Annotated in this window: 23 protein-coding genes and 1 tRNA gene; 7 read left to right on the top strand and 17 right to left on the bottom strand. The window is 67.1% G+C overall.

Features of this window, described 5'->3' with window-relative positions; genetic code table 11:
* Nucleotides 1-95 precede the first annotated feature (95 nt).
* The 10 genes from EER27_RS04965 to EER27_RS04920 all read right to left on the bottom strand — a co-directional run bounded on the left by EER27_RS04965 (nucleotide 96) and on the right by EER27_RS04920 (nucleotide 10,899).
* Nucleotides 96-188: transfer RNA gene (locus EER27_RS04965), tRNA-Ser, on the bottom strand.
* A gap of 64 nt (nucleotides 189-252) precedes the next feature.
* Nucleotides 253-459, bottom strand: a complete 207-nt coding sequence (gene csrA, locus EER27_RS04960) for a carbon storage regulator CsrA (protein ID WP_123086919.1) — start codon at nucleotides 457-459, stop codon at nucleotides 253-255.
* Between the two features lie 139 nt (nucleotides 460-598).
* Complete coding sequence (gene alaS, locus EER27_RS04955) at nucleotides 599-3,232, bottom strand: alanine--tRNA ligase (RefSeq protein WP_123086918.1); 2,634 nt, start codon at nucleotides 3,230-3,232, stop codon at nucleotides 599-601.
* A 178-nt stretch (nucleotides 3,233-3,410) separates the two neighbouring features.
* A complete protein-coding gene (locus EER27_RS04950; RefSeq protein WP_190285681.1) occupies nucleotides 3,411-3,917 on the bottom strand; it encodes a regulatory protein RecX in 507 nt (168 codons plus the stop codon).
* Between the two features lie 56 nt (nucleotides 3,918-3,973).
* Nucleotides 3,974-5,011 carry a recombinase RecA gene (recA, locus tag EER27_RS04945; RefSeq protein WP_123086917.1) on the bottom strand — a complete coding sequence of 346 codons (1,038 nt, stop codon included), beginning with the start codon at nucleotides 5,009-5,011 and terminating at the stop codon, nucleotides 3,974-3,976.
* Nucleotides 5,012-5,116: 105 nt separating this feature from the next.
* Nucleotides 5,117-5,746: a transcriptional repressor LexA gene (gene lexA / locus EER27_RS04940; protein ID WP_123086916.1), complete on the bottom strand. Its 630-nt coding sequence runs from the start codon at nucleotides 5,744-5,746 to the stop codon at nucleotides 5,117-5,119.
* A 63-nt stretch (nucleotides 5,747-5,809) separates the two neighbouring features.
* On the bottom strand, nucleotides 5,810-6,328 hold the full coding sequence (locus EER27_RS04935) for a CinA family protein (RefSeq protein WP_123086915.1): 519 nt from the start codon (nucleotides 6,326-6,328) through the stop codon (nucleotides 5,810-5,812).
* A gap of 117 nt (nucleotides 6,329-6,445) precedes the next feature.
* Entirely contained in the window at nucleotides 6,446-8,980 is a 2,535-nt protein-coding gene (locus EER27_RS04930) for a TonB-dependent receptor (RefSeq protein WP_123086914.1), read from the bottom strand.
* Between the two features lie 300 nt (nucleotides 8,981-9,280).
* Complete coding sequence (locus EER27_RS04925) at nucleotides 9,281-10,333, bottom strand: FecR family protein (RefSeq protein WP_148040939.1); 1,053 nt, start codon at nucleotides 10,331-10,333, stop codon at nucleotides 9,281-9,283.
* A complete protein-coding gene (locus EER27_RS04920; RefSeq protein ID WP_190285650.1) occupies nucleotides 10,330-10,899 on the bottom strand; it encodes an RNA polymerase sigma factor in 570 nt (189 codons plus the stop codon). Before EER27_RS04920 ends, EER27_RS04925 begins: the two co-directional genes overlap by 4 nt.
* Before the next feature lie 126 nt (nucleotides 10,900-11,025).
* Here EER27_RS04920 and EER27_RS04915 point away from each other — a divergent pair, with 126 nt between their 5' ends.
* From EER27_RS04915 to EER27_RS04905, 3 genes are all read left to right on the top strand, one after another.
* Entirely contained in the window at nucleotides 11,026-11,850 is an 825-nt protein-coding gene (locus tag EER27_RS04915) for a dioxygenase family protein (protein ID WP_190285649.1), read from the top strand.
* Nucleotides 11,851-12,069: 219 nt separating this feature from the next.
* The gene (mutS, locus tag EER27_RS04910) at nucleotides 12,070-14,664 is read left to right on the top strand and encodes a DNA mismatch repair protein MutS (protein WP_190285648.1); all 2,595 of its coding nucleotides are present in this window, start codon (nucleotides 12,070-12,072) and stop codon (nucleotides 14,662-14,664) included.
* Between the two features lie 661 nt (nucleotides 14,665-15,325).
* Nucleotides 15,326-16,867 carry a catalase gene (locus tag EER27_RS04905; RefSeq protein WP_123086910.1) on the top strand — a complete coding sequence of 514 codons (1,542 nt, stop codon included), beginning with the start codon at nucleotides 15,326-15,328 and terminating at the stop codon, nucleotides 16,865-16,867.
* Between the two features lie 71 nt (nucleotides 16,868-16,938).
* Here the strand turns inward: EER27_RS04905 and EER27_RS04900 are convergent, their stop codons facing one another.
* The gene (locus tag EER27_RS04900) at nucleotides 16,939-18,363 is read right to left on the bottom strand and encodes an aminotransferase-like domain-containing protein (RefSeq protein WP_123086909.1); all 1,425 of its coding nucleotides are present in this window, start codon (nucleotides 18,361-18,363) and stop codon (nucleotides 16,939-16,941) included.
* A gap of 207 nt (nucleotides 18,364-18,570) precedes the next feature.
* On the opposite strand from EER27_RS04900, the gene EER27_RS04895 reads away from it, so the two are divergent.
* The 3 genes from EER27_RS04895 (at nucleotide 18,571) to EER27_RS04885 (ending at nucleotide 19,968) form a co-directional block, all read left to right on the top strand.
* The gene (locus EER27_RS04895; protein WP_123086908.1) at nucleotides 18,571-18,951 is read left to right on the top strand and encodes a hypothetical protein; all 381 of its coding nucleotides are present in this window, start codon (nucleotides 18,571-18,573) and stop codon (nucleotides 18,949-18,951) included.
* A gap of 49 nt (nucleotides 18,952-19,000) precedes the next feature.
* A complete protein-coding gene (locus EER27_RS04890) occupies nucleotides 19,001-19,207 on the top strand; it encodes a twin transmembrane helix small protein (RefSeq protein ID WP_123086907.1) in 207 nt (68 codons plus the stop codon).
* 128 nt (nucleotides 19,208-19,335) lie between these two features.
* Nucleotides 19,336-19,968 (top strand): DUF937 domain-containing protein, encoded by a 633-nt coding sequence (locus EER27_RS04885; protein WP_123086906.1) that lies wholly within the window; start codon nucleotides 19,336-19,338, stop codon nucleotides 19,966-19,968.
* A gap of 55 nt (nucleotides 19,969-20,023) precedes the next feature.
* On the opposite strand, the gene EER27_RS04880 is transcribed toward EER27_RS04885, so the two are convergent.
* The 6 genes from EER27_RS04880 to ffh all read right to left on the bottom strand — a co-directional run bounded on the left by EER27_RS04880 (nucleotide 20,024) and on the right by ffh (nucleotide 24,320).
* Entirely contained in the window at nucleotides 20,024-20,452 is a 429-nt protein-coding gene (locus EER27_RS04880) for an RNA-binding S4 domain-containing protein (RefSeq protein WP_123086905.1), read from the bottom strand.
* Nucleotides 20,453-20,624: 172 nt separating this feature from the next.
* On the bottom strand, nucleotides 20,625-21,020 hold the full coding sequence (gene rplS, locus EER27_RS04875) for a 50S ribosomal protein L19 (RefSeq protein ID WP_123086904.1): 396 nt from the start codon (nucleotides 21,018-21,020) through the stop codon (nucleotides 20,625-20,627).
* A 106-nt stretch (nucleotides 21,021-21,126) separates the two neighbouring features.
* Entirely contained in the window at nucleotides 21,127-21,948 is an 822-nt protein-coding gene (gene trmD, locus EER27_RS04870; protein WP_123086903.1) for a tRNA (guanosine(37)-N1)-methyltransferase TrmD, read from the bottom strand.
* A gap of 73 nt (nucleotides 21,949-22,021) precedes the next feature.
* Nucleotides 22,022-22,537, bottom strand: a complete 516-nt coding sequence (rimM, locus tag EER27_RS04865; RefSeq protein WP_123086902.1) for a ribosome maturation factor RimM — start codon at nucleotides 22,535-22,537, stop codon at nucleotides 22,022-22,024.
* Nucleotides 22,538-22,585: 48 nt separating this feature from the next.
* Nucleotides 22,586-22,843 carry a 30S ribosomal protein S16 gene (gene rpsP / locus EER27_RS04860; RefSeq protein ID WP_123086901.1) on the bottom strand — a complete coding sequence of 86 codons (258 nt, stop codon included), beginning with the start codon at nucleotides 22,841-22,843 and terminating at the stop codon, nucleotides 22,586-22,588.
* Nucleotides 22,844-22,952: 109 nt separating this feature from the next.
* Complete coding sequence (gene ffh / locus EER27_RS04855) at nucleotides 22,953-24,320, bottom strand: signal recognition particle protein (protein ID WP_123086900.1); 1,368 nt, start codon at nucleotides 24,318-24,320, stop codon at nucleotides 22,953-22,955.
* 151 nt (nucleotides 24,321-24,471) lie between these two features.
* On the opposite strand from ffh, the gene EER27_RS04850 reads away from it, so the two are divergent.
* The gene (locus EER27_RS04850) at nucleotides 24,472-25,263 is read left to right on the top strand and encodes a cytochrome C assembly family protein (RefSeq protein ID WP_123086899.1); all 792 of its coding nucleotides are present in this window, start codon (nucleotides 24,472-24,474) and stop codon (nucleotides 25,261-25,263) included.
* Nucleotides 25,264-25,369: the final 106 nt, after the last annotated feature.

The following is a 25,369-nucleotide window of genomic DNA, read 5'->3' as shown; positions in this document are numbered from 1 at the left end:
CGTCAAATTTTTTTTCATCTTTTCGCGTGTCGATGCATCGATGAATTGATGCGTCGTGCGACTCGCGATGCCGGATGAAAACGGCATATTGAAACTGGCGGAGAGTGAGGGATTCGAACCCTCGATAGAGCTTTTGACCCTATACTCCCTTAGCAGGGGAGCCCCTTCAGCCGCTCGGGCAACTCTCCGCGTCACATGACTCGGCGCGGACGGGAAGCATAACGGCTAGCTTCACTCGCGGCAAACATTTTCTCAGTCGTTGTTGCCCTTCGAGCTGTCTTCGCCACCACCGTCGTCTCCGCGCTGGATGCGCTGATAGATCTCTTCACGGTGGACGGCTACATCTTTCGGCGCAGTGATGCCGATACGGACCTGGTTACCCTTGACGCCGAGCACGGTGACGGTCACCGAGTCGCCGATCATCAAGGTCTCACCGACGCGACGCGTCAGGATTAGCATTTATAAGTCTCCTCGTGCCGGCGCCTGTTGCGCCGACGGTGGCGCTTCGTTCTCGCGAAACGCTCGCATTAGCCACGAAACGGTTAATTATCCAGTTGATTGAAGACGCTCACAAGCGTCACCCAGCATGAATCGATGTTCAGGTCATGTGCTGTTCAACCCAACCTACTACGCCCGACAGCGCCGCGGAAAGGGCTGCACCATCCTCTCCGCCTCCTTGCGCCATGTCAGCCCGGCCACCGCCCTTGCCGTTGATCTGTCCCGCCACATGGGCCAATAGCTCACCGGCGTTGACCTTGCCCGATGCACTTCCATTGACCCCTGCGACCAGTGCTGCCCTGCCCTCCCCGGCTCCGGCCAGCACGATCACCGCATCGCCCAGCTGTTGCTTGAGACGGTCAACCGCATCTCGCAAAGCCTTGGCATCAATACCTTCCAGACGGGTAGCAATTACCCGAACACCACGTACCTCGATCGCCGAACCGGCCAAGTCAGCCGTGGCACCAGAAGCAGCCTTCGCCTTCAGCGATTCGAGCTCGCGTTCCGTGCGCTTCTGGCGCTCAAGCAGGCCCCGCAGCTTATCGCCGATATCGGCGCTGGTTCCGCCCAGCAGTCGTGCCGCCTCATCGAGCAAACGCTCATTGGCGGCAACCTGCGCCAGCGCACCCTGCCCGGTCACCGCTTCGATTCGGCGGACCCCGGCCTGGATGCCGCCTTCCGACAGCAGCTTGAACAGGCCGATGTCGCCGGTGCGCGACACGTGCGTGCCGCCGCAAAGCTCGGTGGAACCGGCGCCCAGTCGCAGCACGCGGACTTCGTCGCCGTACTTCTCTCCGAACAGCGCCATCGCGCCGAAGTCCATCGCTTCCTGCATGCCCATCTGGCGGACTTCGGCCGCATGGTTGGCACGGATCTCGACGTTGACCAGGCGCTCGACCTCGGCCATCTCGGCATCGGTCATGGGCTGGAAGTGCGAGAAGTCGAAACGCAGGCGATCGGGTGCAACCAGTGAACCCTTCTGGGTGACGTGGGTGCCCAGTACCTGGCGCAGGGCCGAGTGCAGCAGATGGGTGGCGGAATGGTTGAGCACCGTCGCGTTGCGGCGCACGGTGTCGACGGCACCAAGCAGGTGGTCGCCGCGCTTGAGCACGCCCGACTTGAGCGTACCGACGTGGCCGTGGAACTGGCCGGCGAACTTGAGCGTGTTGTCCACCACGAAGCGCGTTCCGGCTTCGTCGAGCTCGCCGGTGTCGCCCACCTGACCGCCGCTTTCGGCATAGAACGGCGTGCGATCGAGGATCACGACGGCCTCGTCGCCCGCGGCGATCTGGTCGACCGGGCGTCCGTCCTTCAACAGGGCGACGACCTCGAGCCCGCCCTCCATCAACTTGTCGTAACCCAGGAACTGCGTCGGCGACAGCTGCGCGGCGAGCTCGGCCGGCATCGTGGTGGCGTTGCCGAACTTGCCGGCCTCGCGCGCCATGCGCTTCTGCTCGTCCATCGCCGCATCGAAGCCGGCCATGTCCACCGTGAGTCCGCGCTCGCGCGCGATGTCGGCGGTCAGGTCGACCGGGAAGCCATAGGTGTCGTACAGGCGGAAGGCGTCGGCGCCGGGAATGCTGCCCTGCGAACGCTCGGCCACCTCGTCAAAAATGCGCATGCCCGAATCAAGCGTCTGGGCGAAGCGTTCTTCTTCGGAACGCAGCGCACGCTCGACCAGCTCCTGCTGGGCGACCAGCTCGGGATAGGCTTCGCCCATCACGTGGACCAGCGCGGGCACCATGCGGTGGAAGAACGGCCCCTTCTGGCCAAGCATCCAGCCATGGCGCAGCGCGCGGCGGATGATCCGGCGCAGCACGTAGCCGCGGCCTTCGTTGCTCGGCAACACGCCGTCCACGATCAGGAACGAACAGGCGCGGATGTGGTCGGCGATGACGCGCAGCGACTTGTTGTCCAGGTCGGCGGTGCCGGTGAACTCGGCGGCGGCGGCAATCAGGTGACGGAACAGGTCGATGTCGTAGTTGCCGTGCACGCCCTGCAGGACCGCAGCCAGCCGCTCCAGACCCATGCCCGTGTCGACGCACGGCGCCGGCAGTGGCGCCAGGCTGCCGTCGGGCTGCCGGTCGAACTGCATGAACACCAGGTTCCAGATCTCGATGAAGCGATCGCCGTCCTCGTCCGGCGAACCCGGAGGGCCGCCGGCGATGTGCGCGCCGTGGTCGTAGAAGATCTCGGTGCACGGACCGCAGGGACCGGTATCGGCCATCTGCCAGAAGTTGTCCGACGCGTACGGCCCGCCCTTGTTGTCGCCGATGCGGACGATGCGCTCGGCGGGAACGCCGATCTTGCGGTTCCAGATGCCGAAGGCTTCGTCATCGGTGTGGTAGACGGTGACCAGCAGGCGCTCCGGGTCCAGGCCCCAGACGCCGGTCAGCAGTTCCCATGCCCAGGCGATCGCGTCTTCCTTGAAATAGTCGCCAAACGACCAGTTGCCAAGCATTTCGAAGAAGGTGTGGTGACGCGCGGTGTAACCGACCTGGTCGAGGTCGTTGTGCTTGCCGCCGGCGCGCAGGCAGCGCTGGACGTCGGCCGCGCGCACGAAACCGGGCTTTTCGCTGCCGAGGAACACGTTCTTGAACTGGACCATGCCCGAGTTCGTGAACAACAGCGTCGCGTCGTTGGCCGGCACCAGCGGTGCCGACGGGACAATCGTATGGGCCTTGCTGCGGAAGAACTCGAGGAAATCGCGACGGATTTCGGTAGTGGTTTTCATGCCTGACGCGACGCCGGTGTGCCGATCTAAGGAGGGGCCGGGTCGGTCAGGGCCGGCTCCAGCCGACCATGCCGGCATCCTTTCGAGCAGACGACCCAACCCCCGGGAAGCCCTTTAGCCTATCAGCTGGAGGCCCACACTGCGTGAGCGGGGCGCCTGGGTATCACCCGGATGCGTGTCAGTCGGAGGTACGGCGACGGATGGCGGCGCTCACGCAGTCGGCAGGAAAACCCCTGCGGTACAGCAGGTCGGCGGCCTTCCGCCGCTGGACCGGATTGGTGGCGATGTCGGCGCCAAAGCGGCGTTGCACCAGGTCGGCGGCAATGTCCTCCCAGCTGCCTTCAAAGGCCTCGAAGGCCTGGGCGACCGTCTCCTCGCCCAGTCCGTGGGTCTGCAGTTCAGCCCGAACGCGAACCGGCCCGTACCCACTGCCCGCGCGGCTGCGCAACAGGCTTTGGGCGAACCGCACATCATCCTGCCAGCCCGCCTGTGCCAGATTTTCGACCGCGGCATCCACCTCGGCCGCATCGAGCCCGCGGGCCACCAGCTTGCGCACCAGCTCCCGCCGCGAATGCTCGCGGCGGGTCAGCAGGACCAGGGCCCGCTGTGTGGGCGTGGCCACCTTTCTCGGGCGGCGTCCGGTCCGCCCGTCGATGGGGCCTTCGTCGTCCGGGTCGGCGCCCACAGGGGCCACGCCGGGGGAATCGGGCAGTTCATCGATCACGGGGCGGCCTGCCTACCTCAGGCGTCGGCTTCGGCGGGGTCGCTTTCTTCACGCGGTGCATCCGACGGCACGTACTTCTCGCGCAGCGCCGCCTCGAGCCGGGCCGCCATCTCGGGGTTTTCCTTGAGGTAGGTCCGCGAGTTCTCCTTGCCCTGGCCGATGCGCTCGCCATCGCAGCTGTACCAGGCGCCTGCCTTGTCCACGAGCTTGGCTTCGACACCCATGTCGATCAGCTCGCCTTCGCGCGAGATGCCCTCGCCGTACAGGATCTCGGTGATGACCTGCTTGAACGGGGGCGCGAGCTTGTTCTTGACGATCTTGATCTTGGTCTGGTTGCCGATGATCTCGTCGCCCTTCTTGACCGCGCCGATGCGGCGGATATCGATACGGATGGAGGCGTAGAACTTCAACGCGTTGCCGCCGGTGGTGGTTTCCGGGCTCTGGCCGGGCATCATCTGGCCGATCTTCATGCGCAGCTGGTTGATGAAGATCACCAACGTGTTGGAACGCTTGATGTTGCCGGTCAGCTTGCGCAGCGCCTGGCTCATCAGGCGGGCCTGCAGGCCGGGAAGCTGGTCGCCCATCTCGCCCTCGATCTCGGCTCGGGGGGTCAGCGCGGCGACCGAGTCGACCACCACCATGTCCACCGCCGCCGAACGCACCAGCATGTCGGCGATCTCAAGCGCCTGCTCGCCCGTGTCGGGCTGCGACAGCAGCAGGTCGTCGACCTTGACGCCCAGCTTGGCGGCGTAGATCGGGTCGAGGGCATGCTCGGCGTCGATGAAGGCCGCCGTACCGCCCTTCTTCTGGCACTCGGCGATCGCCTGCAAGGTGAGGGTGGTCTTGCCCGAGGACTCCGGACCGTAGATCTCGACCACGCGACCCTTGGGCAGGCCGCCGATGCCGGTGGCGATATCGAGCATCAGCGAGCCGGTCCCGATGACCTCGGCAACCTCGACGGCGCGATCGCCCATGCGCATCACCGAGCCTTTGCCGAACTGCTTCTCGATCTGGCTCAGGGCTGCGGACAGGGCGCGCTTCTTGTTCTCGTCCATGGTGGGTTCCTTGGGAAGTCGGAGGGAAGGGGTTGGAATGGAGGGCAATCTACGGGCAGCGCATCGCAGGAGCTGAGACGCGGGCCGCCGCGATCACGTCAGGACTCATCGGCTTGGACGCACCAGGCCGCAGTACAGGCCTTCGATGGCGAAATCCTGATCGGGCAACACATCGATCGGCGCGTAGTCGGGATTGCGCGGCAACAGACGGATGCGGTCCTTGCCGATCTTGAGCAGCTTGACGGTGATCTCGTCGTCGATCCGGGCCACCACGATCTGACCCGAACGCGCATCGCGGGTGCGGTGCACACCGATGAGATCGCCATCGAAGATGCCTTCGTCGCGCATCGAGTCGCCGTGAACCTTGAGCAGGTAGTCCGGCGACGGGTGGAAAAAGGTGCGATCAAGCAGCACGTAGTCGTCTGCGCCGTGGGCATCGGCGCCCGAGCCGATCGGCGAACCGGCGGCGACCCGGCCGAGAATCGGCAGGCGCAACGCGTCGTCATTGCTGGCAGCCACCCGCGCCGGCTGGCACAGGCGGATGCCGCGCGCCTGGCCGGGCACGCGCTTGATGGCACCTGCCTGTTCGAGCGCCTGCAGATGGTATTGGGCCGCACGGATGCTACTGAACCCCATCGCGGCGGCGATCTCGGTCTGCGAGGGCGGCACGCCATCGCTTTCGATACGCCCGGTGATGAGCTCGAGGATGGCGCGCTGGGTATCGGAGATGTCCATGGTTAGTAGCAATACTACTAACAAATCGCTTCGTCAATCAAATCAATGGGGCGGGCCCGTCGTCTATCCCAGGATGCCCAGCAGGCCGCGAAGCGAGGCCGCCACGGTCTGGCGCCGTACCGCCTCGCGGTCGCCGTCGAAGTGGAAGAGTTCGGCCTGCGTGTAGCCGCCGCGACGCTTCCAGCCGATCCAGACCGTGCCTACCGGCTTCTCTTCGGTGCCACCGCCAGGGCCCGCGATGCCGGTGACGGCCACGGCAAGGGTTGCCCCGGAATGCACCAGCGCGCCAGACACCATTTCGATGACGGTTTCGCGGCTGACCGCGCCATGCAGTTCGAGCGTCTCGGGCCGCACGCCGAGCAGCGCCTGCTTGGCCTCGTAGCCGTAGGCCACCATCCCGCACTCGAACCAGCCCGACGAACCGGCGACATCGGTCAGCACCTTGGCGATCCACCCGCCGGTGCAACTCTCGGCGGTCACCAGCAACTGGTGGTGGCTGCGCGCGTGATCTCCCACCTCGTCGGCGAGCGCCTGCAGTGCGGCATCGGAGAGGTCGAGCTGTGACAAACCGGCATCGTTCATGCCGGCCACTATACCGACCACCCTCGTTGCGTCGGCGCAGGCCCCACCGCGGAGGGACCGTCGGGCAGCCCGCGTTCACGGGCCACCCGGCCGGGTTTTGGCGGCAACCGCGTGCGCTCAGTACTTCATCCGCAGGGTCACGCCGTAGGTGCGCGGGGCGCCGAGGAACGCGTTCCACGAACCGGCCTGCAGCGGCGCATCGAACCCGACCTGCTTGTACTCGGTGTCGGTGAGGTTGAGCGCCCAGGCCTCGAGCATCCAGCGTTTGTGGCTGCTGCCCACGCCCACCCGCGCGTTGACCACCGTGTACGCCTCCTGCGCCTTCTCCGCATCGAGGTCCGAGCCGGTGTTGTAGTCCGAGGTGTACTTGCCACCCATGTGGAAGCGCCCGATCAACGAGCTGCCGAACTGGAACTGGTAGGTGACCGCCGCGGTGCCCGACCAGTACGGCGCGAAGCTGGCGCGGTTGCCGGGAAGCTTGGACAGGTCGGCGTCGGGCAGCAGGTCGTCGCCATAGCGCGTATCGGCATAGGTGAGGCCGCCCTGCAGCATCAGCCCGTCGACGCCGGTCTGCCACAGCACTTCGGTGTCGATACCCTGCGACACGACTTCGGGAATCGAGCGGACCACGAAGCTGGTGCCGAGGAAGCTGTTGAGCTGGAAGTCGGAATACGTCTGGTGGAACAACGTGGCGTTGAGCAGCAGGTTGCCGCCGGCCCAGGTGGTCTTGGCGCCCAGCTCGTAGCTGTCGACGAACTCCGCGGGGAACGAGGTATCGGCGACCGGCGCGATGCCGGCGGTGCCGCTGGACAGCCCGTTGGAGGACTGCACGCGATCCAGGTTGAAGCCGCCGGCCTTGTAACCGCGTGCGGCGGAGGCGTAGGTCATCACGCGATCGTTCCAACGGTAGGCCGCCTTCAGCGTGCCCGACCACTCGCCTTCGCTGCGCTCCTGGTTGGTCGCGCGGCCGTCGTGCAGCGGGTTCGCCCACGGCAGGCACATGAAGCCGATCACCTGCGGCACCAGCGTCGACAACAACTGGACCGGCACGCCGCGTGCGGCCAGTGCGGCACCGACCTGTGCCGGATTGGCCAGCGCCGAACCGCAGCCCGCGCCGCCATTGGGATTGTCGTACAGGGATTCCAGTCGCTTGCGCTCGCGGGTGTAACGCAGGCCCACGGTCAGGTCGAGCGCATCGGTGGCGTGGAACGTGGTGTTGGTGAACAACGCGGCGCTGCGGCTGCTCTGCTCGTAGTCGTCGTCGGCCCCCAGGCCGGCGAAGTTCGCGCCGCCGCTGGCCTGCCCGAAGAAGGCACCCGCGTTGGCCATGTTGACGTTGATGCCCAGCGGCGCCAGCTGCTGTGCGATGCGCGACAGCACCGCGATCGACAGGTATGGCGCGTACGCATTGCCGATCCGGTACGAGTCGTTGCGCGTCAGGTCCTCGTCGGAATAGAACGCACCGACCATCCAGTCCAGACGATCGCTGCTGCCGGTCAACCGGAACTCCTGGCTGAACGTCTCGAAGCCAGTGAACGATTCGTCCGGATCCGCTTCGCGGTACAGCAGATCGGCGCTGGTGAAGTCGAAGTCCAGGCCGTTGATGGCCTGCCAGTCACGCTGGGCGGTGATGGAGGTCAGCGTGGAACCGCCGAACCACGGCGACTCCCAGTTGAGCTCGACCGCCACGCCCTTGTCCTTGATGTCCTGCTCGGTACTGCGGTTGCTCCAGGCCACGCGCGCGAACGGATCGGCCACCGGGGCAACGCCCGTGCCGCCGACCAGCGCGTTGATGATCGCCGCGGTCGGACCACGCACGGTGGTCATGCCGACGCAGCAGTTCTCTTCACGGCTGGTGAAGTCGGCGCTGATGTTGATGTCGAGCGTCTCGCTCGGCTCGAACAGCACCTGGCCGCGCAGCGTGTGGAAGTTCTGGTCGCCGTCGGTGGTTTCGCGGCGCGGACCTCTGCCGGTGCGCACGTCGCTGAAGCCATCGCGTTCGCGCATCGCGCCGTACACGCGCAGCGCGGCGCTTTCGCCCACGGCGGTGTTGAGCGCACCGGACACACCCAGTGCGCCGTAGTTGCCGGCCGTGATCTCGCCTTCGACCGACGTCTGGTAGCTCGGTCGGCGGGTCACCACGTTGATGACGCCGGCCGAGGTGTTCTTGCCGAACACCGTGCCTTGCGGGCCCTTAAGCACTTCGATGCGTTCGATCTCGCCCAGGTCGCCGAAGCCGACGCCGTTGCGCGGCCGGTACACGCCATCGATCACCACGCCCACCGACGACTCAAGGCCGGGGTTGTCGCCCACCGTGCCGATGCCGCGGATGCGCGCGACCGTCTGCACCTCGCTCTGCGTGCTCGACACGGTGAGCCCGGGCACCAGGATTTGCAGGTCCTTGACGTCGCGCACGCCGGTGTCACGCATCACCTGCTCGGACAACGCGGTGACCATGATCGGCACGTCCTGCAACGCCTCCTCGCGCTTCTGCGCGGTGACGGTGATGCTGTCGAGCGTGGCGGGGCTTTCTTCGTCCGGCGGGCCGCTGGTCGGCGCCTGTTGCGCATGCAACGGCATCGACGACAACGAGAACAATGCGGTGGCAACCGCAACCACCAGCACGTTGCGACCCGGCTTGCGAGTTTGCATGGCGCTACTCCCCTGGATGGATGGAATGCATTCGTCGCGACTGCCGCAGCTCCCCGGCTGGCGACCCGTGATGGGCGATCCCGAATGCCACATCACGACTGGACACATTCCGCCCTCAACCAGTCATCCATTACCATCCGGGGGCTTACGGCGACGACGCTAGCACGTGGCTAGCGGCCGTCATGACGCACTGCAGCAATCGGCATCGAGCGCCACTCCGAAACGCCCCCGCACCGGCTGTGCCGGCCCGTCGCCGTCCTTCAGCCAAAAGGCATCCTCCCGACGCGAACGTGCATCGGGTCAAGGCAACGCATCGGCCCAGTGGGTCCACCACCGCTTGGGCTGGGTTGGGTACTTTTCCCACCATTGATTGATGGCGCGTTGATCGCCTGCAATCCAGCCAGCGCGGTGTGTTCGATCCGTCCGCGCAATACGCAGCGCCCTGGCCAGGCGCGGATAGAGCGCAGTGCCCGCCAGGTCGGGGTGAACAGTAAGCAGACTCAGCAACGTGTAGGCGTCGGTGTCGGCCGCGTTCGCCGCAACCCGATCGGCAGCGGCGCGGATGTCGGCGGCGGTGACGTCGATGTCTTGCATGTCGCCATCGGAGGTATCAGCTCGGGTCAACGCGTTTTCCAGGTCCCGGACCGACGTCGTGAACGCGCGCGTGGCGTTTGGACGCAGCGGCGTGGCAGGCCCGCGTGCATCAAAGCGCATGCCAAATCCGGCCGGGACGAGCACGTCCTTCGATCCGACGCGATAGGCCACCCAGCCGCTTCGGACGAAGACCCTCCCGCTCCCGTCGCCTTGTTTCCACACATCGAAATCGCACCCCAGGTCCACGACTTCGGCCGGGCCGTCGGCAACGCGGAAATGGCCCGGCGGTGCCCATATCCGGGCACGCATATGGCCAACCTCGAGCGTCACGCGGTGCGCTCCGGTCCGCGTTTCGAGCAGGCGCAGCCTCGACCCCGGCGAGAGCGCAATGCGTCCAATGCGCGCGACGGCAATGCGAAGCGGGTCCTTTCCGGCGGCCTCGACCACAGCGCCTTGCGCCAACCGATCGGCGACATCGTTTCGGGTTGCTGCCTCTGCCGCAACGACAGACCAGGACCGGCCAGCCGGCCAGGCGAGGCGATACCCCCATCCGATGCAGACGAGCAAGCACGCGGCCAGGCCGGCGGCGCTCCACGCGAGGGCCTTGCGCGTCGAGCGAGGCCACCGTCGTTCAACCGGCCGCCATTCGCCCAACCCCCTGGCTTTGCTGCCATAGGGCGAGAGCAACGTCGCGAAGTACTCCAGGTCCGCGTCGTCGGGACAGTTCGGATTCCATCCACCCTGGTGTGTTTCGTTCATGGCGCCTTCTCCACAGCCATGGCGGCGGTCGGTGTCACGCCCAACGCATCACGCAACTTGGCCATGCCGCGGTGCAGGTTGACCCGTACCGACTCCGGGGTGAGCCCGGTCATCGCGGCGATCTCCGGGCCGGTCAGGCCCTCGGCCAATCGCAGCAGCAACGTCTCGCGATACGCCTGCGGTAACGACATGACCGCACGCAGGACTTTCTCGGCTTCGGTGCGGTCTTCGGGAGAGGCCTTGTGGCTTTCCATATCCGGCACATCCGTCAGGCTCAGTTCGCGGCCGGACACTGGCGGCTGCACGCGGCGGGCGATGGTCGCGATCCACGGACCGAACTTGTGATCCTCCTTGAGTTGCGCCAGGTGCCCAAACGCGTTGGCAAAGCATTCCTGGGAGAGTTCGTCGGCCAGTGCGGGACGGAAACGACCCAGCAGAATCCCGTGCACCAGCGGGGCGAAACGCCGATACAGCTGCGCATAGCCCGCCTGCGAGCCACGACGCGCCTCGCGGACCCAGCCTGCGACGTCGAACGCCGTCAAGGCATTGCGATCGGTCCTGCTCAAAGGGGAGTTCCCGTCATCCACAGGTAGAGCCGGATTGGCCGGCCATCGTTAACAACGCGGTCGCGTGTTAACGGCCCGGGTTCGGCAATGGTCTTCCTGTCAGTCCGTCTCATCCAGGAAGCATCCATGCGTGCCCTGCTCTGTCTTGTTCTGTCGTGGTCGTGTCCACCTGCCGTAGTCGCAGCGGGTGTCGCCCTCTGGGACGCGCTGCCTGCCATCGATGTTACGCACCTGCAAGACGCGAACACCGGAGAGCAGGCCTGCCCGTTGTGCCGGCACGGTTACGACGCCGGCGGGTTCGTGGCTTCGACCCAGCGCGGTGCGATCGCGCTGCGGTCTGGCAGGCGGGTTACCGCGAGCGCCGTTTCCAGGATCACCGGGCGCGAACGCGTCGTCGGCCTCCCCTGCGAGGGCTGTGAGGCAGTTTTTCAGGGGATACCCGCCAACCCCGGACCCGTGTCCCGGATTGCCACGGAGCACGACGCCGGAGATCGGCTACTACTCACCGGCACGGTCAGGAACCTGGCGGGCAAGCCGCAGGCCAACATCGTGGTCTACACCTATCAAACCGACGCCCGGGGCCGCTACCCGTCCGGCCCGGGACTCTCGGGCGCGGCGGCTCGCCACGGTCGACTGCGCGCCTGGGCGAGAACCGACGCGTCGGGTCGTTACACCTTCACCACTGTCCGGCCAGGTGCCTACCCCGACCGGACCACGCCTGCGCACATCCACCTGCACGTCATCGAGCCGGGTCGGTGCACCTATTACCTTGGCGATGTCCTCTTTGCCGGCGATCCCAGGCTCTCGTCTTCGCTCCGCGCCCGCGATGCCGGCGCTCACGGTGGCCCCGGCATCGTGCAACTTTCGGGGGACGGCCGTGACGGCTGGCGGGCCATCCGGGACATCCACCTCGGACGGAACGTCTCCGGCTACGCGGCGTGCTCCGGATGACGCACGCCCTTCAATGGCCTGGCGGTGTGCGAACCCCGCAAAACGGCGATGCGAGGCCGGCGGCGAGCGGCATTCTCTCGGGCCGATTTCGGCACGCACGCGAAACATCAACGGGGCAAGCATCCCCACCACTGGCTACAATCGCCCGCTCCCTCGCGACCGCCGTGCCCCCGCGCCTCGCGACCGCCCCGGCGGCCACCGAAATCCAGCAGCGAACGAATGTCCAACCCCGCCGAGAAGCCGCCCGAACACACCCCGTTGATGAAGCAATTCTTCGCGGCCAAGCACGATCACCCCGACGTGCTGATGTTCTTCCGGATGGGCGACTTCTACGAGCTGTTCTACGACGACGCGCGCAAGGCCGCACGGCTGCTCGACATCACCCTTACCCAGCGCGGCAACTCCGGCGGCGCGCCGATCCCGATGGCGGGTGTGCCGCACCACTCCGCCGAAGGCTATCTCGCGCGGCTGGTGGCGCTGGGCGAGTCGGTGGCGATCTGCGAGCAGATCGGCGACCCGGCGCTGGCCAAGGGCATCGTCGAGCGCAAGGTCGTTCGCATCGTCACCCCCGGCACGGTCACCGACGAAGCGCTGCTTAGCGAACGCCGCGACACACTGCTGCTTGCCATCGCGCGCGGCAAGAGCGGATTCGGCGTCGCCTGGGCCGACCTCGCCGGTGGCCGCTTCCTGGTCAACGAGGTCGCCAACGAGGACGCACTCGAGGCCGAACTGGCGCGGCTGGAGCCGGCCGAGACGCTGTGCGCCGACGAAGACGGCTGGCCGGCATTCGTGGCCGAGCGCAGCGGCGTGCGCCGGCGTGCGCCCTGGCTGTTCGACGCCGACAGCGGCCGGCGCCAGCTGCTGCGCTTCTTCAACCTGCACGATCTGTCCGGCTTCGGCCTCGAAGACAAGCCGTTGTCGATTGCCGCCGCTGCGGCGCTGTTGGGCTACGTCGAGGAAACCCAGAAGCAGCGGCTGCCGCACCTGACCGCCATCGCGGTGGAGTCCGGCGACGGCGCCATCGCGATGAACGCCGCCACGCGCCGCCACCTCGAACTCGACAGCCGCGTCGATGGCGACACCCGCACCACCCTGCTGGGCGTGCTCGACTCGACCATCTCGCCGATGGGCGGACGTCTGTTGCGCCGCTGGCTGCATCGACCGTTGCGCGACCGCGCCACGTTGCGACTGCGCCACCACGCGGTGGCGACGTTGATCGAATCGCGCAACAACGATGCCCTGCGCGAGCGGTTCCGCGCGGTGGGCGACCTCGAACGCATCCTCTCGCGCATCGCCCTGCGCAGCGCGCGACCGCGCGACCTGTCGACGCTGCGCGACGGCTTGGGCCTGTTGCCAGAACTGCGCGCCCTGCTCGCCCCGCTGGACTCGCCGCGTCTGGCCGAGCTGGCCGCCGAGCTGGGCGAACACGACGAGCACGCGCACCTGCTGCGCACGGCCATCGTCGAACAGCCGCCGGTGCTGGCGCGCGACGGCGGCGTGTTCGCGCCGGGCTTCGACGCCGAACTCGATGAGCTGCGCACGTTGTCCACCCATGCCGACCAGTTCCTCGTGGACCTGGAAGCACGCGAACGCATCGCCAGCGGCATCGCGACGCTGAAGGTGGGCTACAACCGCGTGCACGGTTACTACCTGGAGGTCAGCAAGGCACAGGCCGACAAGGCGCCCACGCATTACACGCGTCGCCAGACCCTGACCAACGCCGAGCGCTACATCACCGAGGAGCTCAAGCAGTTCGAGGACAAGGTGCTGTCTGCGCGCGAACGCGCACTCGCCCGCGAACGGATGCTGTACGAAACCATCCTCGACGAACTCAATGCCCGCCTGCAGCCGCTGCGTCGCTGCGCCGCCGCATTGGCCGAACTGGACGTGCTGGCCGCGTTCGGCGAACGCGCACACGCGCTGGACTGGGCGCAGCCGGAGTTGTGCGACGAGCCCGGCATCCGCATCGAACGCGGCCGCCATCCGGTGGTCGAGGCCGTCCGCAGCGAACCGTTCGAGCCCAACGACCTGGTGCTTGGCGACGATGCCGCGCACGGCGCACGCCGCATGCTGGTGATCACCGGTCCGAACATGGGCGGCAAGAGCACCTACATGCGCCAGAACGCCTTGATCGTGCTGCTGGCGCACATCGGCAGTTTCGTGCCGGCCGCACGCGCGGTGCTGGGACCGGTCGACCGGATCCTCACGCGCATCGGCGCGGGCGACGACCTGGCGCGCGGCCAATCGACCTTCATGGTCGAGATGAGCGAAACCAGCTACATCCTCCACCACGCCAGCGACCAGTCGCTGGTGCTGATGGACGAGATCGGCCGCGGTACGTCGACCTACGACGGTCTTGCGCTGGCCGAAGCCTGCGCACGCCACCTCGCCCAGGCGAACCGCGCGTACACGCTGTTCGCTACCCACTATTTCGAACTCACCGCGCTGGCCGAACCGGGCAGCGGCATCGCCAACGTGCACCTGGACGCGGTCGAACACGGCGACGCACTGGTGTTCATGCACGCAGTCAAGGACGGTCCGGCCGATCGCAGCTTCGGTCTGCAGGTCGCCGCGCTGGCTGGCCTGCCCAAATCGGTAGTGCGACAGGCCCGCGGCCGCCTTGCCGAGCTGGAACAGCACAGCCGGGACAACCCGCAGCCCGCACTGACGCCGGCAGCGCTGGATGCGCCGCAGCAGTTCGGCCTGTTTGCCGCGCCGTCGGCCGCACTCGACGCCCTGGCCGCGATCGACCCGGACGAACTCACCCCCAAGCAGGCGCTCGAAGCCCTGTACCGACTCAAGGCGCTGGGCTGAGCCCCGCCCAATTCGCAGGATGGGTTGAGCGCAGCGATACCCATCAAGCGCCGTCCCGACCCATCCCACGAGATACCTTCGAGGCCCCATCGCGGCATCCAACGAGGCCGCGAAACGTAGGATGGGTTGAGCAAAGCGATACCCATCAAGCGCCGTCCCGACGGTCGTGAAGGTGATGGTTGCGCGACGGCCGTGGTCTTCGCGACGAACCGGCCGCAGGTGCAGCGAAGGGGTCGCGGCTGGCGTTGCCGTTGGAGTTGAACGCGATGGGTATCGCTGCGCTCCACCCATCCTGCGAGGCACCTACGAGCACCGTAGGATGGGTTGAGCAAAGCGATACCCATCAAGCGCCGTCCCGACGGTCGTGAAGGCGACGGTTGCGCGACGGCCGTGGTCTTCGCGACGAACCGGCCGCAGGTGCAGCGAAGCGGCCGCAGCTGGCGTTGCCGTTGGAGTTGAACGCGATGGGTATCGCTGCGCTCCACCCATCCCACGAGGCTGGGCTGAGGGATCCTTTCGAGGTTGCGGCGCGATAGATATCGCTGCATTCACTCTACGCCGCGATAGCGGTTCGCTATCGTCCCGGTAAGAAAGTTCAATTTCCCCACACAATCACGCGGGCCTACCGTGGTGCTCCAGCCACCCACGCACGGAGCCCGCAATGAGCCAGCCAGACACGCCCCACAAGCCAGCCAACGTGCTGACCACCACTGCCGGCAACCCGGTGCCGGACAACCAGAATTCGTTGTCCGCCGGACCGCGCGGTCCGCTGCTGCTGCAGGACGTCCACCTGGTGGAGAAGCTTGCCCACCAGAACCGTGAGCGCATTCCCGAGCGCGTTGTCCACGCCAAGGGCTGGGGCGCGTACGGCACGCTGTCCATCACCGGCGACATCTCCCGCTACACCCGCGCCAAGGCGCTGCAGCCCGGCGCGAAGACACCGATGATCGCGCGCTTCTCCACCGTTGCCGGTGAGCTGGGCGCGGCCGATGCCGAGCGCGACGTGCGCGGCTTCGCGCTGAAGTTCTACACCGAGGAAGGCAACTGGGACCTGGTGGGCAACAACACGCCGGTGTTCTTCATCCGCGACCCGCTCAAGTTCCCCGATTTCATCCGCACGCAGAAGCGCCACCCGCGCACCAACCTGCGCTCGCCCACGGCGATGTGGGACTTCTGGTCGCTGTCGCCCGAAAGCCTGCACCAGGTGACCACGCTGTTCTCCGACCGCGGCCTCCCCACCGACGTTCGCCACATCAACGGTTACGGCTCGCACACCTACAGCCTGATCAACGCCGAGGGCGAACGGGTCTGGGTGAAATTCCACTTCAAGACCCAACAGGGCCACCAGCACTGGACCAACGACCAGGCCGTGGAGGTGGTGGGCAAGACCCGCGAGAGCACCCAGGAAGACCTCTACGCCGCGATCGAGAACGGCGACTACCCCCGGTGGACCGTGCAGGTGCAGGTGATGACCGATGCCCAGGCCGACGAGTGGTCTGCGCGCACCGGTTGGAATCCGTTCGACCTGACCAAGGTGTGGCCGCACGGCGACTTCCCGGTGATCGAGATCGGCGTCCTGGAACTCCACCGCAATCCCGACAACTACTTCGCCGAGATCGAGCAGGTGGCGATGTCGCCGTCGAACATCGTGCCGGGCATTGGCTTCTCTCCCGACAAGATGCTGCAAGGACGCATCTTCAGCTATGCCGACGCGCACCGTTACCGCCTGGGGACGCACTACGAGGCGCTGCCGGTGAACGCGCCGCGATGCCCGGTGCACCACTACCACAAGGACGGCGCGATGCGATTCTTCGAACCCAGGACCGGCAACGTCGACGCCTACTACGAGCCCAACTCGGTCGGTGGCCCGAAGGAAGCGCCGCGGTACGCAGAACCGCCGCTGCCGCTGCACGGCGACGCCGATCGCTTCAGCCATCGCGACGGCAACGACGACTACACACAGCCGGGCAACCTGTTCCGGTTGTTTGACGACGCGCAGAAACAACGGCTGTTCGACAATCTGGCCGCTGCGATGCAGGGCGTACCGGAGACCATCTTGCGACGCCAGATCGCGCACTTCAGCCGGTGCGATCCGGCCTACGGCGCGGGCGTGGCAAGGGCGCTGAAGCTGGACCCGATCGGCGACGACCGCGTCAAGGGCACCAGCGCGACTGACCAGCCCGACGAAGTCGGCGTGGGCTGAGGCCGCGCATCGATCATGCGACGCCCGGCGAAACCGCCGGGCGTCGCGTGATTGACCGGCGCGTGGATTGGCTACATCGCCGAGGCAATCAGCTTGCCCAGCGTCGCAAGCGCCGGCCCGGTGCGCGGATCGGCGGTGTGCCCGTAGTTCAGGCGGATGCCGTTGGCGAAACCGCGATGGGCGGAAAAGATCGGACCCGGCGCGATGCTGATGCCGTGGCTAAGCGCGCGGCGGTGCAGTTCCAGCGCATCGACGCCCGGCGGCAATTCCACCCAGACGAAGTAGCCGCCACTGGGTCGTGTGACCCGGCAACCCGCCGGGAAATGCCGCGTCAGCAGTTCGAGGAACGTCGCCTGCTGGTCGGCCAACGTGCGTCGCAGCCGGCGCAGGTGACGATCGAAACCGCCCTTCTCCAGCCACGCCGCGATGGCGTGCTGCGCCGGTGCCGAGGTGGTCAGCGAGGTGGTGAGTTTCAGTCGCGCAACCGCCTGCCGGTAACGCCCCGGCGCCACCCAGCCCACCCGATAGCCCGGCGCCAGGCACTTGGAGAAGGACGAGCAATGCATCACCAGGCCGTGCCTGTCCCACGCCTTGGCCGGCAGGTGCCGACTCGTGCCGTGATACAGCTCGGCGTAGACGTCGTCCTCGATCAGCGGCACCTCGAAGCGCGCCAACAACTCCACCAGCGCCTGCTTTTTCGCGTCCGGCATCGAGCTGCCCAACGGGTTCTGAAAGCTGGTCATCAGCCAGCACGCCTTGGGCCGATGACGTTCGAGCACCTCCGCCAGCGCCGCCAGGTCGATGCCCTCGCGCGGGTGGGTGGCGACCTCGATCGCGCGCAGGTGGTTGCGTTCCAGTGCCTGCAGCGCGGCGTAGAACGTCGGCGATTCGACCACCACCGCATCGCCGGGACGCGTCACCGCGGCCAGGCACAGGTTCAAGGCCTCGAGCGCGCCGTTGGTGATCACGATGTCGTCGGCCGGCACGTGCATGCCGTCGACCAGGTAACGCAGCGCGATCTGTCGACGCAGCCGCGAGAAGCCCGGGGTGAGGTCGTCGACGCTGCTCCACGGATCGAGCTGCTGGACGCTGCTGGCCATGCTGCGGCCCAGGCGTGCCAGCGGAAACAATTCGGGGCTGGGGAACGCCGAGCCCAACGGCACCAGGTCGCGCGACATCGCCGACTCCAGCACCTCGAAGACCAGCTCGCTGACGTCCAGTTCGGTGGATTCGGACGGCGGCGGCACGCGCATCTCCGGCTCCGGCGGCGCCGCCAGCGCCTTCGCCGCGCTGCGGGTGACGTAGTAGCCAGAGCGTTCGCGCGACCGCACCAGGCCCTGCGCCTCCAGCCGGTAGTACGCCTGGAACACGGTCGCCGGACTGACCGCGCGGTGCCGGCTGGCTTCGCGCACCGACGGCAGCCGGTCCCCCGGCCGCAGCAATCCGTCCCGGATGGACCGGGCGATCTCCTCGGCCAGGGCTTCGTAGCGCTTCACGGGTGGTCGCCGGGCCGCAATCGCGACGTGCTGGTGTGTCTGGGCAAGCGCATTGTCGGATTCTAGCTCGATGCGAAAACCGTGATGAACCGTGGCCTACAGGCCATCTGATCCGGTTTTTTCGACGGAATCTGAGTATTTCGCGCCTGTTCTGCGCAGCCTAGGATGCCCCATCGCCCAAGCCGGGCCCGCTTGCCCACAAAGCCGATGAACCACCAGGTTGAACTCAACCTCGCCCTGATCCTGTTCCTGCCCTGGTTCGCGGTCCTGTCCGCGTTGTACTGGTACTTCCCGAAACAACCGCGCCACGGGGCTCGCAAGCTGTTCGACAGCGTGGCCCTGCTGCTGGCGGTGTTGGCCTCCGCGCTGGGCATGTACTGGGGGTTTCTGACCGCCGATCCGAACGCCGGCGCGATCTGGAAACAGGTACTGGCCACGTCGGTGGCCTATGGCCTGTTCCTGCTGGTGATGACGCTTGCGCTTTGGATCCGCCATCGTCTGTTCAAGGTCGGTGCGGCGAGCCGGTCTCCGCCGGCGGCCATTCCGCCGGCAAGCGCGGCTTCCGTCGATTCGCCCGCAGCGGACTGAGCGGGCGTCGCCCCATACCACCCGCGGCGCGTGCCGCCATGAGGCCCTCATGAAGACCCTGTTTGTCGTCGCGTTTCTCGGCCTGATCCTCTACAACCTCGGCGCCGGGCTGTACTACATGCTGGTCGACCACGGCAGCAGCAAGCGCACCGTGAACGCGCTCACCAAGCGCATCGTGCTGTCGGTTGCGTTGATCGTGCTGGTCATTATCGGCATGGCCACAGGTCTCATCGAGGCCCACGGCGTGGGTGTCTGACCTGCCCTGCGCGCTCGTGCAACGAGCCTGCAGCGCCACCGCACGCGTGTCTCACGGTAACCATCACCGCGACCGAACATGCCGGCGATAGGATCGATTTCCCGCCGATCCCATACCCCGGAGCCGCCATGAACGCCTCGCTGACCGACGACCTCATCCACCAGTTGCAGGGCGCGCCCATGGCGCAGATGGGCCAGCAGCTGGGCCTGTCCGAATCGCAGACTGGCGCGGCCGTGCAAGCCGCGCTGCCGCTGCTGCTCGGCGCGCTGGGCCGAAACAGCGGCCAGCCCGAAGGCGCGCAGGCCCTGTTCGGTGCGTTGCAGCGCGACCACGACGGACTCGATCTGGGCAATGTGCTGGGAAACGTGCTCGGCGGTGGCGGCCAGGGTGCGCAGATCCTCGGCCACATCTTCGGCACCCGCCAGCAAAGCGCGGCGCAGGGGCTCGGCGCGGCCACCGGGCTCAAGGGCGACAGCGCCAGCAGCCTGTTGAAGATCCTCGCGCCCATCGTGCTGGCGTACCTGGCCAAGCGCATGTTCTCGGGTCGTGCTTCGGCAACCCCCACCGCCGATCCCGGATCGACGAGTGTCACGCCGGAGGATCTGGGACGGATTCTCGGCCAGGAGCACAGTCAGATCCGTAGCCAGGGCGGCCTGGGCGGTGGCCTGCTGGGTGCGGTGCTCGACCGCGATGGCGACGGCGATACCGACTTCTCCGATCTCGCCGGACTGGCTGGCTCGGTGTTTGGCGGGCGACGATAGCCCACCACATGGCGCGACCGTGCGCGACGCTGGCCGTCGCGCGTCGCCTGCGTTCTCAGAGCGCGTCGATGTCGCCCAGCGCGCGGATCAGGCGACGCGCGCGCTTGTCGGGCCTGGTCTCCGGCGCGCAATAGCCGGTCCGTTGCGCGGCGCGGTTGGCGCGCTCGTGTTCGCGTCGCAGGCGTGAGTCCTCGCTCTCGACATACAACTGCTGGGCGACGCTGGCCGAACCGCGCGAGTCGCTGAGCCCGACCACCGTCACCTCGAAGGTTTCCTCCGCGCGGCTCACCGACAGCAGGTCACCGGCACGAACGGCGCGCGAGGCCTTCGGCCGTTGCCCGCCGATCTCGACCTTGCCGGTTTCAATGGCGTGCCGGGCGAGGCTGCGGGTCTTGTAGAAGCGCGCCGCCCACAACCACAGGTCCAGGCGCATGGACGATGTCGCGACGGCGGCGTCGTGGCTGACAGGTGCGGATTGGCTCATCTGTGGTCACGGCATGGGTTCATGGGCGAAACCGGGCGTCGCCCGGCACCGTTCGGCGTCGCGTCGTGGCGCGCGCGTGCCTTCCGTTCGTACATGCGGGCGAACGCCGGAAACGCAAACGGCCGCCCAAAGGCGGCCGTTGCGGTGCTTTCGCGCGGGCAATCCCGGAGGATTACTTCGCGGCGTCGGCCTTGGCCTTGGCGTAGGCGGCCAGATCTTCCTTGATGCGCGCCTTCTTGCCTTCCAGACCACGCAGGTAGTACAGCTTGCCGGCGCGAACCTTACCGCGGCGCTTGACTTCGACCGAGTCGATGATCGAGCTGTGGGTCTGGAACACGCGCTCGACGCCGAAGCCGTGCGAGATCTTGCGGACGGTGAACGCGGAGTTCAGGCCGGCATTCTTCTTGGCGATGACCACGCCTTCATAGGCCTGGAGGCGCTCACGGTTGCCTTCCTTGACCTTGACGTTGACGACGATGGTGTCGCCCGGGCCAAAATCCGGCAGCTGGCGCTGCACCTGTTCGGCTTCGAAATTCTGGAGGAGCGTATGGAGCGAGGGCTTGTTCATGACTCTATGGCCTGTTTGAGTAGTTGTAGCGCGAGTGCACGTGGACCCGCGTCTGGCATCGGTGGAACGTAAGCGGCGGATTATAGCCAGTATTTTCGCGTGATGGCTAGTCGTTGCGGGTGCCCTGGGCACATCCGGGGTTCACGGCAACGCTGTCGACGGTGGCATTGGCCCCGGCGTCGGGTGCCGCGACCGCCAGTTGCTCCCGGAATTCTGCGAGCAGCTTGCGATCGGCCTTCGACAGGGTTGCCTCGTCGAGCAGGTCCGGGCGCCGCTGCCAGGTCCGGCCCAGCGCCTGCATCCGCCGCCAGCGCGCGATCTGCGCGTGGTTGCCGGACATCAACACCCCCGGCACCGGACCCAGCTCGTGCTCGACCGGCCGCGTGTAGTGCGGGCAATCGAGCAGGCCGTCTTCGAAACTGTCCTGCACCGCCGATTCGGCATCGTTGAGCACGCCCTCGCGCAGGCGCGCCACGGCATCCACGACCACCGCCGCAGCCAGCTCGCCGCCCGACAGAACGTAATCGCCGATCGAGATTTCCTCGTCGACCTCGGCCTGGATCAGGCGCTCGTCCACGCCCTCGTAGCGACCGCACAGCAGGATCAGGCGCTCCCGCCCGGCCAGCTCGCGCACCTTGGCCTGGGTCAAAGGCGCGCCCTGCGGGCTGAGGTAGATCACCTTCGCCGGCGCCGGATCGGCGTCGCGTGCCGCCCGCAGGCTGGCGCGCAACGGCTCGATCAGCATCACCATGCCCGGACCGCCGCCGAACGGCCGGTCATCGACACGGCGATAGTTGCCTTCAGCGTAGTCGCGCGGGTTCCAGCCGTGCAGCGACAGCAGTCCACGTTCGCCGGCACGCCCGACCACGCCGAATGCCGCGCATTGCGCGACAAATTCGGGGAACAGGCTGATGACGTCGATACGCATGAACGGAGAACGTACTCAGAGGTGGAAAAGGCGCCGAGGCGGCGGCTTCCGCCCGCGCCCGGGGCATCGGCTGCTAGAAATCGGGATCCCAATCGACAGTCACCACGCCGGCCTCGAAGTCCACGGAGGTCACGTACTGCGGCTGCACGAACGGGATCATGCGTTCGCGGGAGTCGTCGCGGGTGACCAGCACGTCGTTGGCGCCGGTCGAGAACAGGTGGGTGACCACGCCCATCGGCGTGCCGTCCACGTTGACCACGCGCAGGCCTTCCAGGTCCACCCAGTAATACTCGCCGGGCTTGGGCGGCGGCATTGCCGCGCGCGGGATGTAGATCTCGGTACCGCGCATCGCCTCGGCGGCGTCGCGGTCGAGCACATCGGGCAGGTGCCCGATGAGGTACTTGCCGCTTTCCTTGCCGCGCGCGCCACGCACTTCGCGTTCGACGCCCTGCGGGTCGCGCAGGATCCACGGCTGGTAGCGGAAGATGGCGGGGCGCGGTTCGGTCCACGACTCGAGCTTGAGCTCGCCGCGCAAACCGAAGGCGCCAAGCACCCTGCCCAGCAGGATGCGGCGCCCGGTATCGTTCATGCTTGAAGGGTCGGCCGCGCTAGCCAAGGCGACGCGCGGCCGGCCGGATCAGGCTGCGGGAGCGGCCTTGGCCGCTTCCTTGAACAGCACGGCGACCTTGTCGGTCAGCTGCGCGCCGTTGCCAATCCAGTGCTGGATGCGCTCGATGTTGAGCTCGACGCGCTTCTCGGCGCCCTGGGCAACCGGATTGTAGAAACCGACGCGCTCGATGTTGCGGCCGTCGCGGGCGCTGCGGCTGTCGGTGACGATGATGTGGTAGAACGGACGCTTCTTGGCGCCGCCGCGGGTCAGTCGGATCTTGACCATGGTCTGCTGTTTCCTGTGTTGCCCAGTCGCCGGAATGGCGAGGTAAGCCGGCAATTGTAGGGGATCGGCCGCGTCGGGGAAACCCCTGGGGGCCCGCCCCCGCTCCGGTTCAGCGGAATGGCATGCCGCCGCGGCCGCCCATCATGCCCTTCATGCCGCGCATCAAGCCCTTCATGCCGCCGCCGGAGAGCTTGCTCATCATCTTTTCCATCTGCTGGAACTGCTTCATGAGCTTGTTGACGTCGGCCGGGGTCATGCCCGCGCCCTTGGCGATGCGCGCGCGGCGCGAGCCGTTCAGCAGCGCGGGGTTGCGGCGCTCCTTGCGGGTCATCGAGTTGATGATGGCCACCATGCGCGGCACTTCCTTGCCGGTCACCTGGCTCTTGACCGAGTCGGGGATCTGGCCCATGCCCGGCAGCTTGTCCATCAGGCCGTGGATGCCGCCCATGTTCTGCATCTGCTCAAGCTGGTCCTTCATGTCGTTGAGGTCGAACTTCTTGCCCTTGGCGACCTTCTCGGCCAGCTTGGCGGCCTTGTCCTTGTCGACCTGCTGCTCGACCTGCTCGACCAGCGACAGCACGTCGCCCATGTCGAGGATGCGGCTGGCGACGCGGTCCGGATGGAACACGTCCAGGCCGTCGGGCTTCTCGCCCACGCCGATGAACTTGATCGGCCGACCGGTCACGTAGCGCACGCTCAGCGCGGCGCCGCCGCGCGCGTCGCCGTCGGTCTTGGTCAGCACGACGCCGGTCAGTGGCAGCGCCTCGGAGAACGCCTTGGCGGTAACCGCGGCGTCCTGGCCGGTCATCGAGTCGACCACGAACAGGGTCTCGACCGGGTTCACCGCGGCATGCAGCACCTTGATCTCGGCCATCATCGCTTCGTCGATCGCCAGGCGGCCGGCGGTGTCGACGATCAGCACGTCGACGAACGACTTGCGGGCATCGTCGATCGCAGCGCGGACGATGGCTTCCGGCTTCTGGTCGGCGCTGGACGGGAAGAACAGCACGTCGACCTGCTGGGCGAGCTGCTTGAGCTGCTCGATCGCGGCCGGACGGTAGACGTCGGCCGACACCACCATGACCTTCTTCTTGCGGCGTTCTTTCAGGTGCTTGGCGAGCTTGGCAACGGTGGTGGTCTTGCCCGCGCCCTGCAGGCCGGCCATGAGGATCACCGCCGGGGCCGGCACGTTGAGATTGAGGTCGGCCGCCTGCGAACCCATGACCGCGGTCATTTCGTCGCGGACCACCTTGATCAGCGCCTGGCCCGGGGTCAGCGACTTCAGCACTTCCTGGCCGACCGCACGCACCTTGATGCGCTCGATCAACGCCTGCACCACCGGCAACGCGACGTCGGCCTCGAGCAGCGCGATGCGGACCTCGCGCAGCGACTCGCGGATGTTCTCCTCGGTCAGGCGACCGCGGCCGCGCAGGCGCTCGATGGTTCCGGAAAGGCGCTGGGTCAGGGATTCGAACATGGAGTGTGGCCGGCGGGGCGTGCGATAGCGGGCGCGAAGTATAGCCCGGCACCCGCGGGGACTTGCCGTGCCCGCGTGGCAGCCGCCAGGCCGATGCGGTGGTGTCGCGACGCGGCGCCGAAGCGGGCGCGGGCTATGCCACACTGGCCCGATGACAATCGTTCTCATCGCCTGCCTCCTCTACCTCGCTGCCGCCGCGCTGCTGATCGCCCAGGTCCGGCGCGAACCGCCCGGACGCGGACGTGGCTGGCTGCTGCCGGCGATCGTCGCAGTGCTGCTGCACGGCAGCGCGCACGTGCTGGCGTGGCGACACACCGGATCGACCGACCTGCACATGTTCGCCGCGCTGTCTCTGGTCGGCCTGGGCATGGCGGCGCTGACGACCGTGGTGGGCGCCTCCGGACGCATGGCCGCGCTGGGCGTGGTGGTGTTTCCGCTGGCGGCGATCGTGTTGGCCGCGTACCAGGGTTACGGCCACACCGACGGCGCGCCGCTTGACTGGCGTCTGCAGCTGCACGCCTGGTTTGCCCTGCTCGGCTACGCCACCCTCGCGGTCGCCGCGTTGTTCGCCGTGATGTTGTGGCTGCAGGAGCGCGCACTGCGCCGGCGCGAGTTCCATCGCTGGCTGCGTGCGATGCCGCCGCTGGTCGAGCTGGAATCGCTGCTGTTTCGCACGATCACGGTCGGCTTCGTGTTGCTGGCCGCCACGCTGCTCACCGGCGCGCTGTTCGTCGAGGACATGTTCGCCCAGCACCTCGTGCACAAGACCGTGCTGAGCGTGATGTCGTGGCTCGCGTTCGGCGCCCTGCTGCTCGGTCGCTGGCGCTATGGCTGGCGCGGCGCGATGGCCGTGCGCTGGACGCTGGTGGCCATGGGCCTGCTGGTGCTGGCGTTCTTCGGCAGCAAGTTCGTGGTCGAGCTGGTGCTGCACCGCACCCCCTGAACCCTTTGACCCTGTTCAGCCAGGCGTGCCGGATGGAACCGGCTGTTTCACTGCTGCAACAATAGTTGCATTGACAAATATTGCGCAGGCGAGGATATTGCGCCGC

The organism is Montanilutibacter psychrotolerans (assembly GCF_003719825.1).
Taxonomy (GTDB): domain Bacteria; phylum Pseudomonadota; class Gammaproteobacteria; order Xanthomonadales; family Xanthomonadaceae; genus Montanilutibacter; species Montanilutibacter psychrotolerans.
This window is presented reverse-complemented; position numbering and strand designations above follow the sequence as displayed.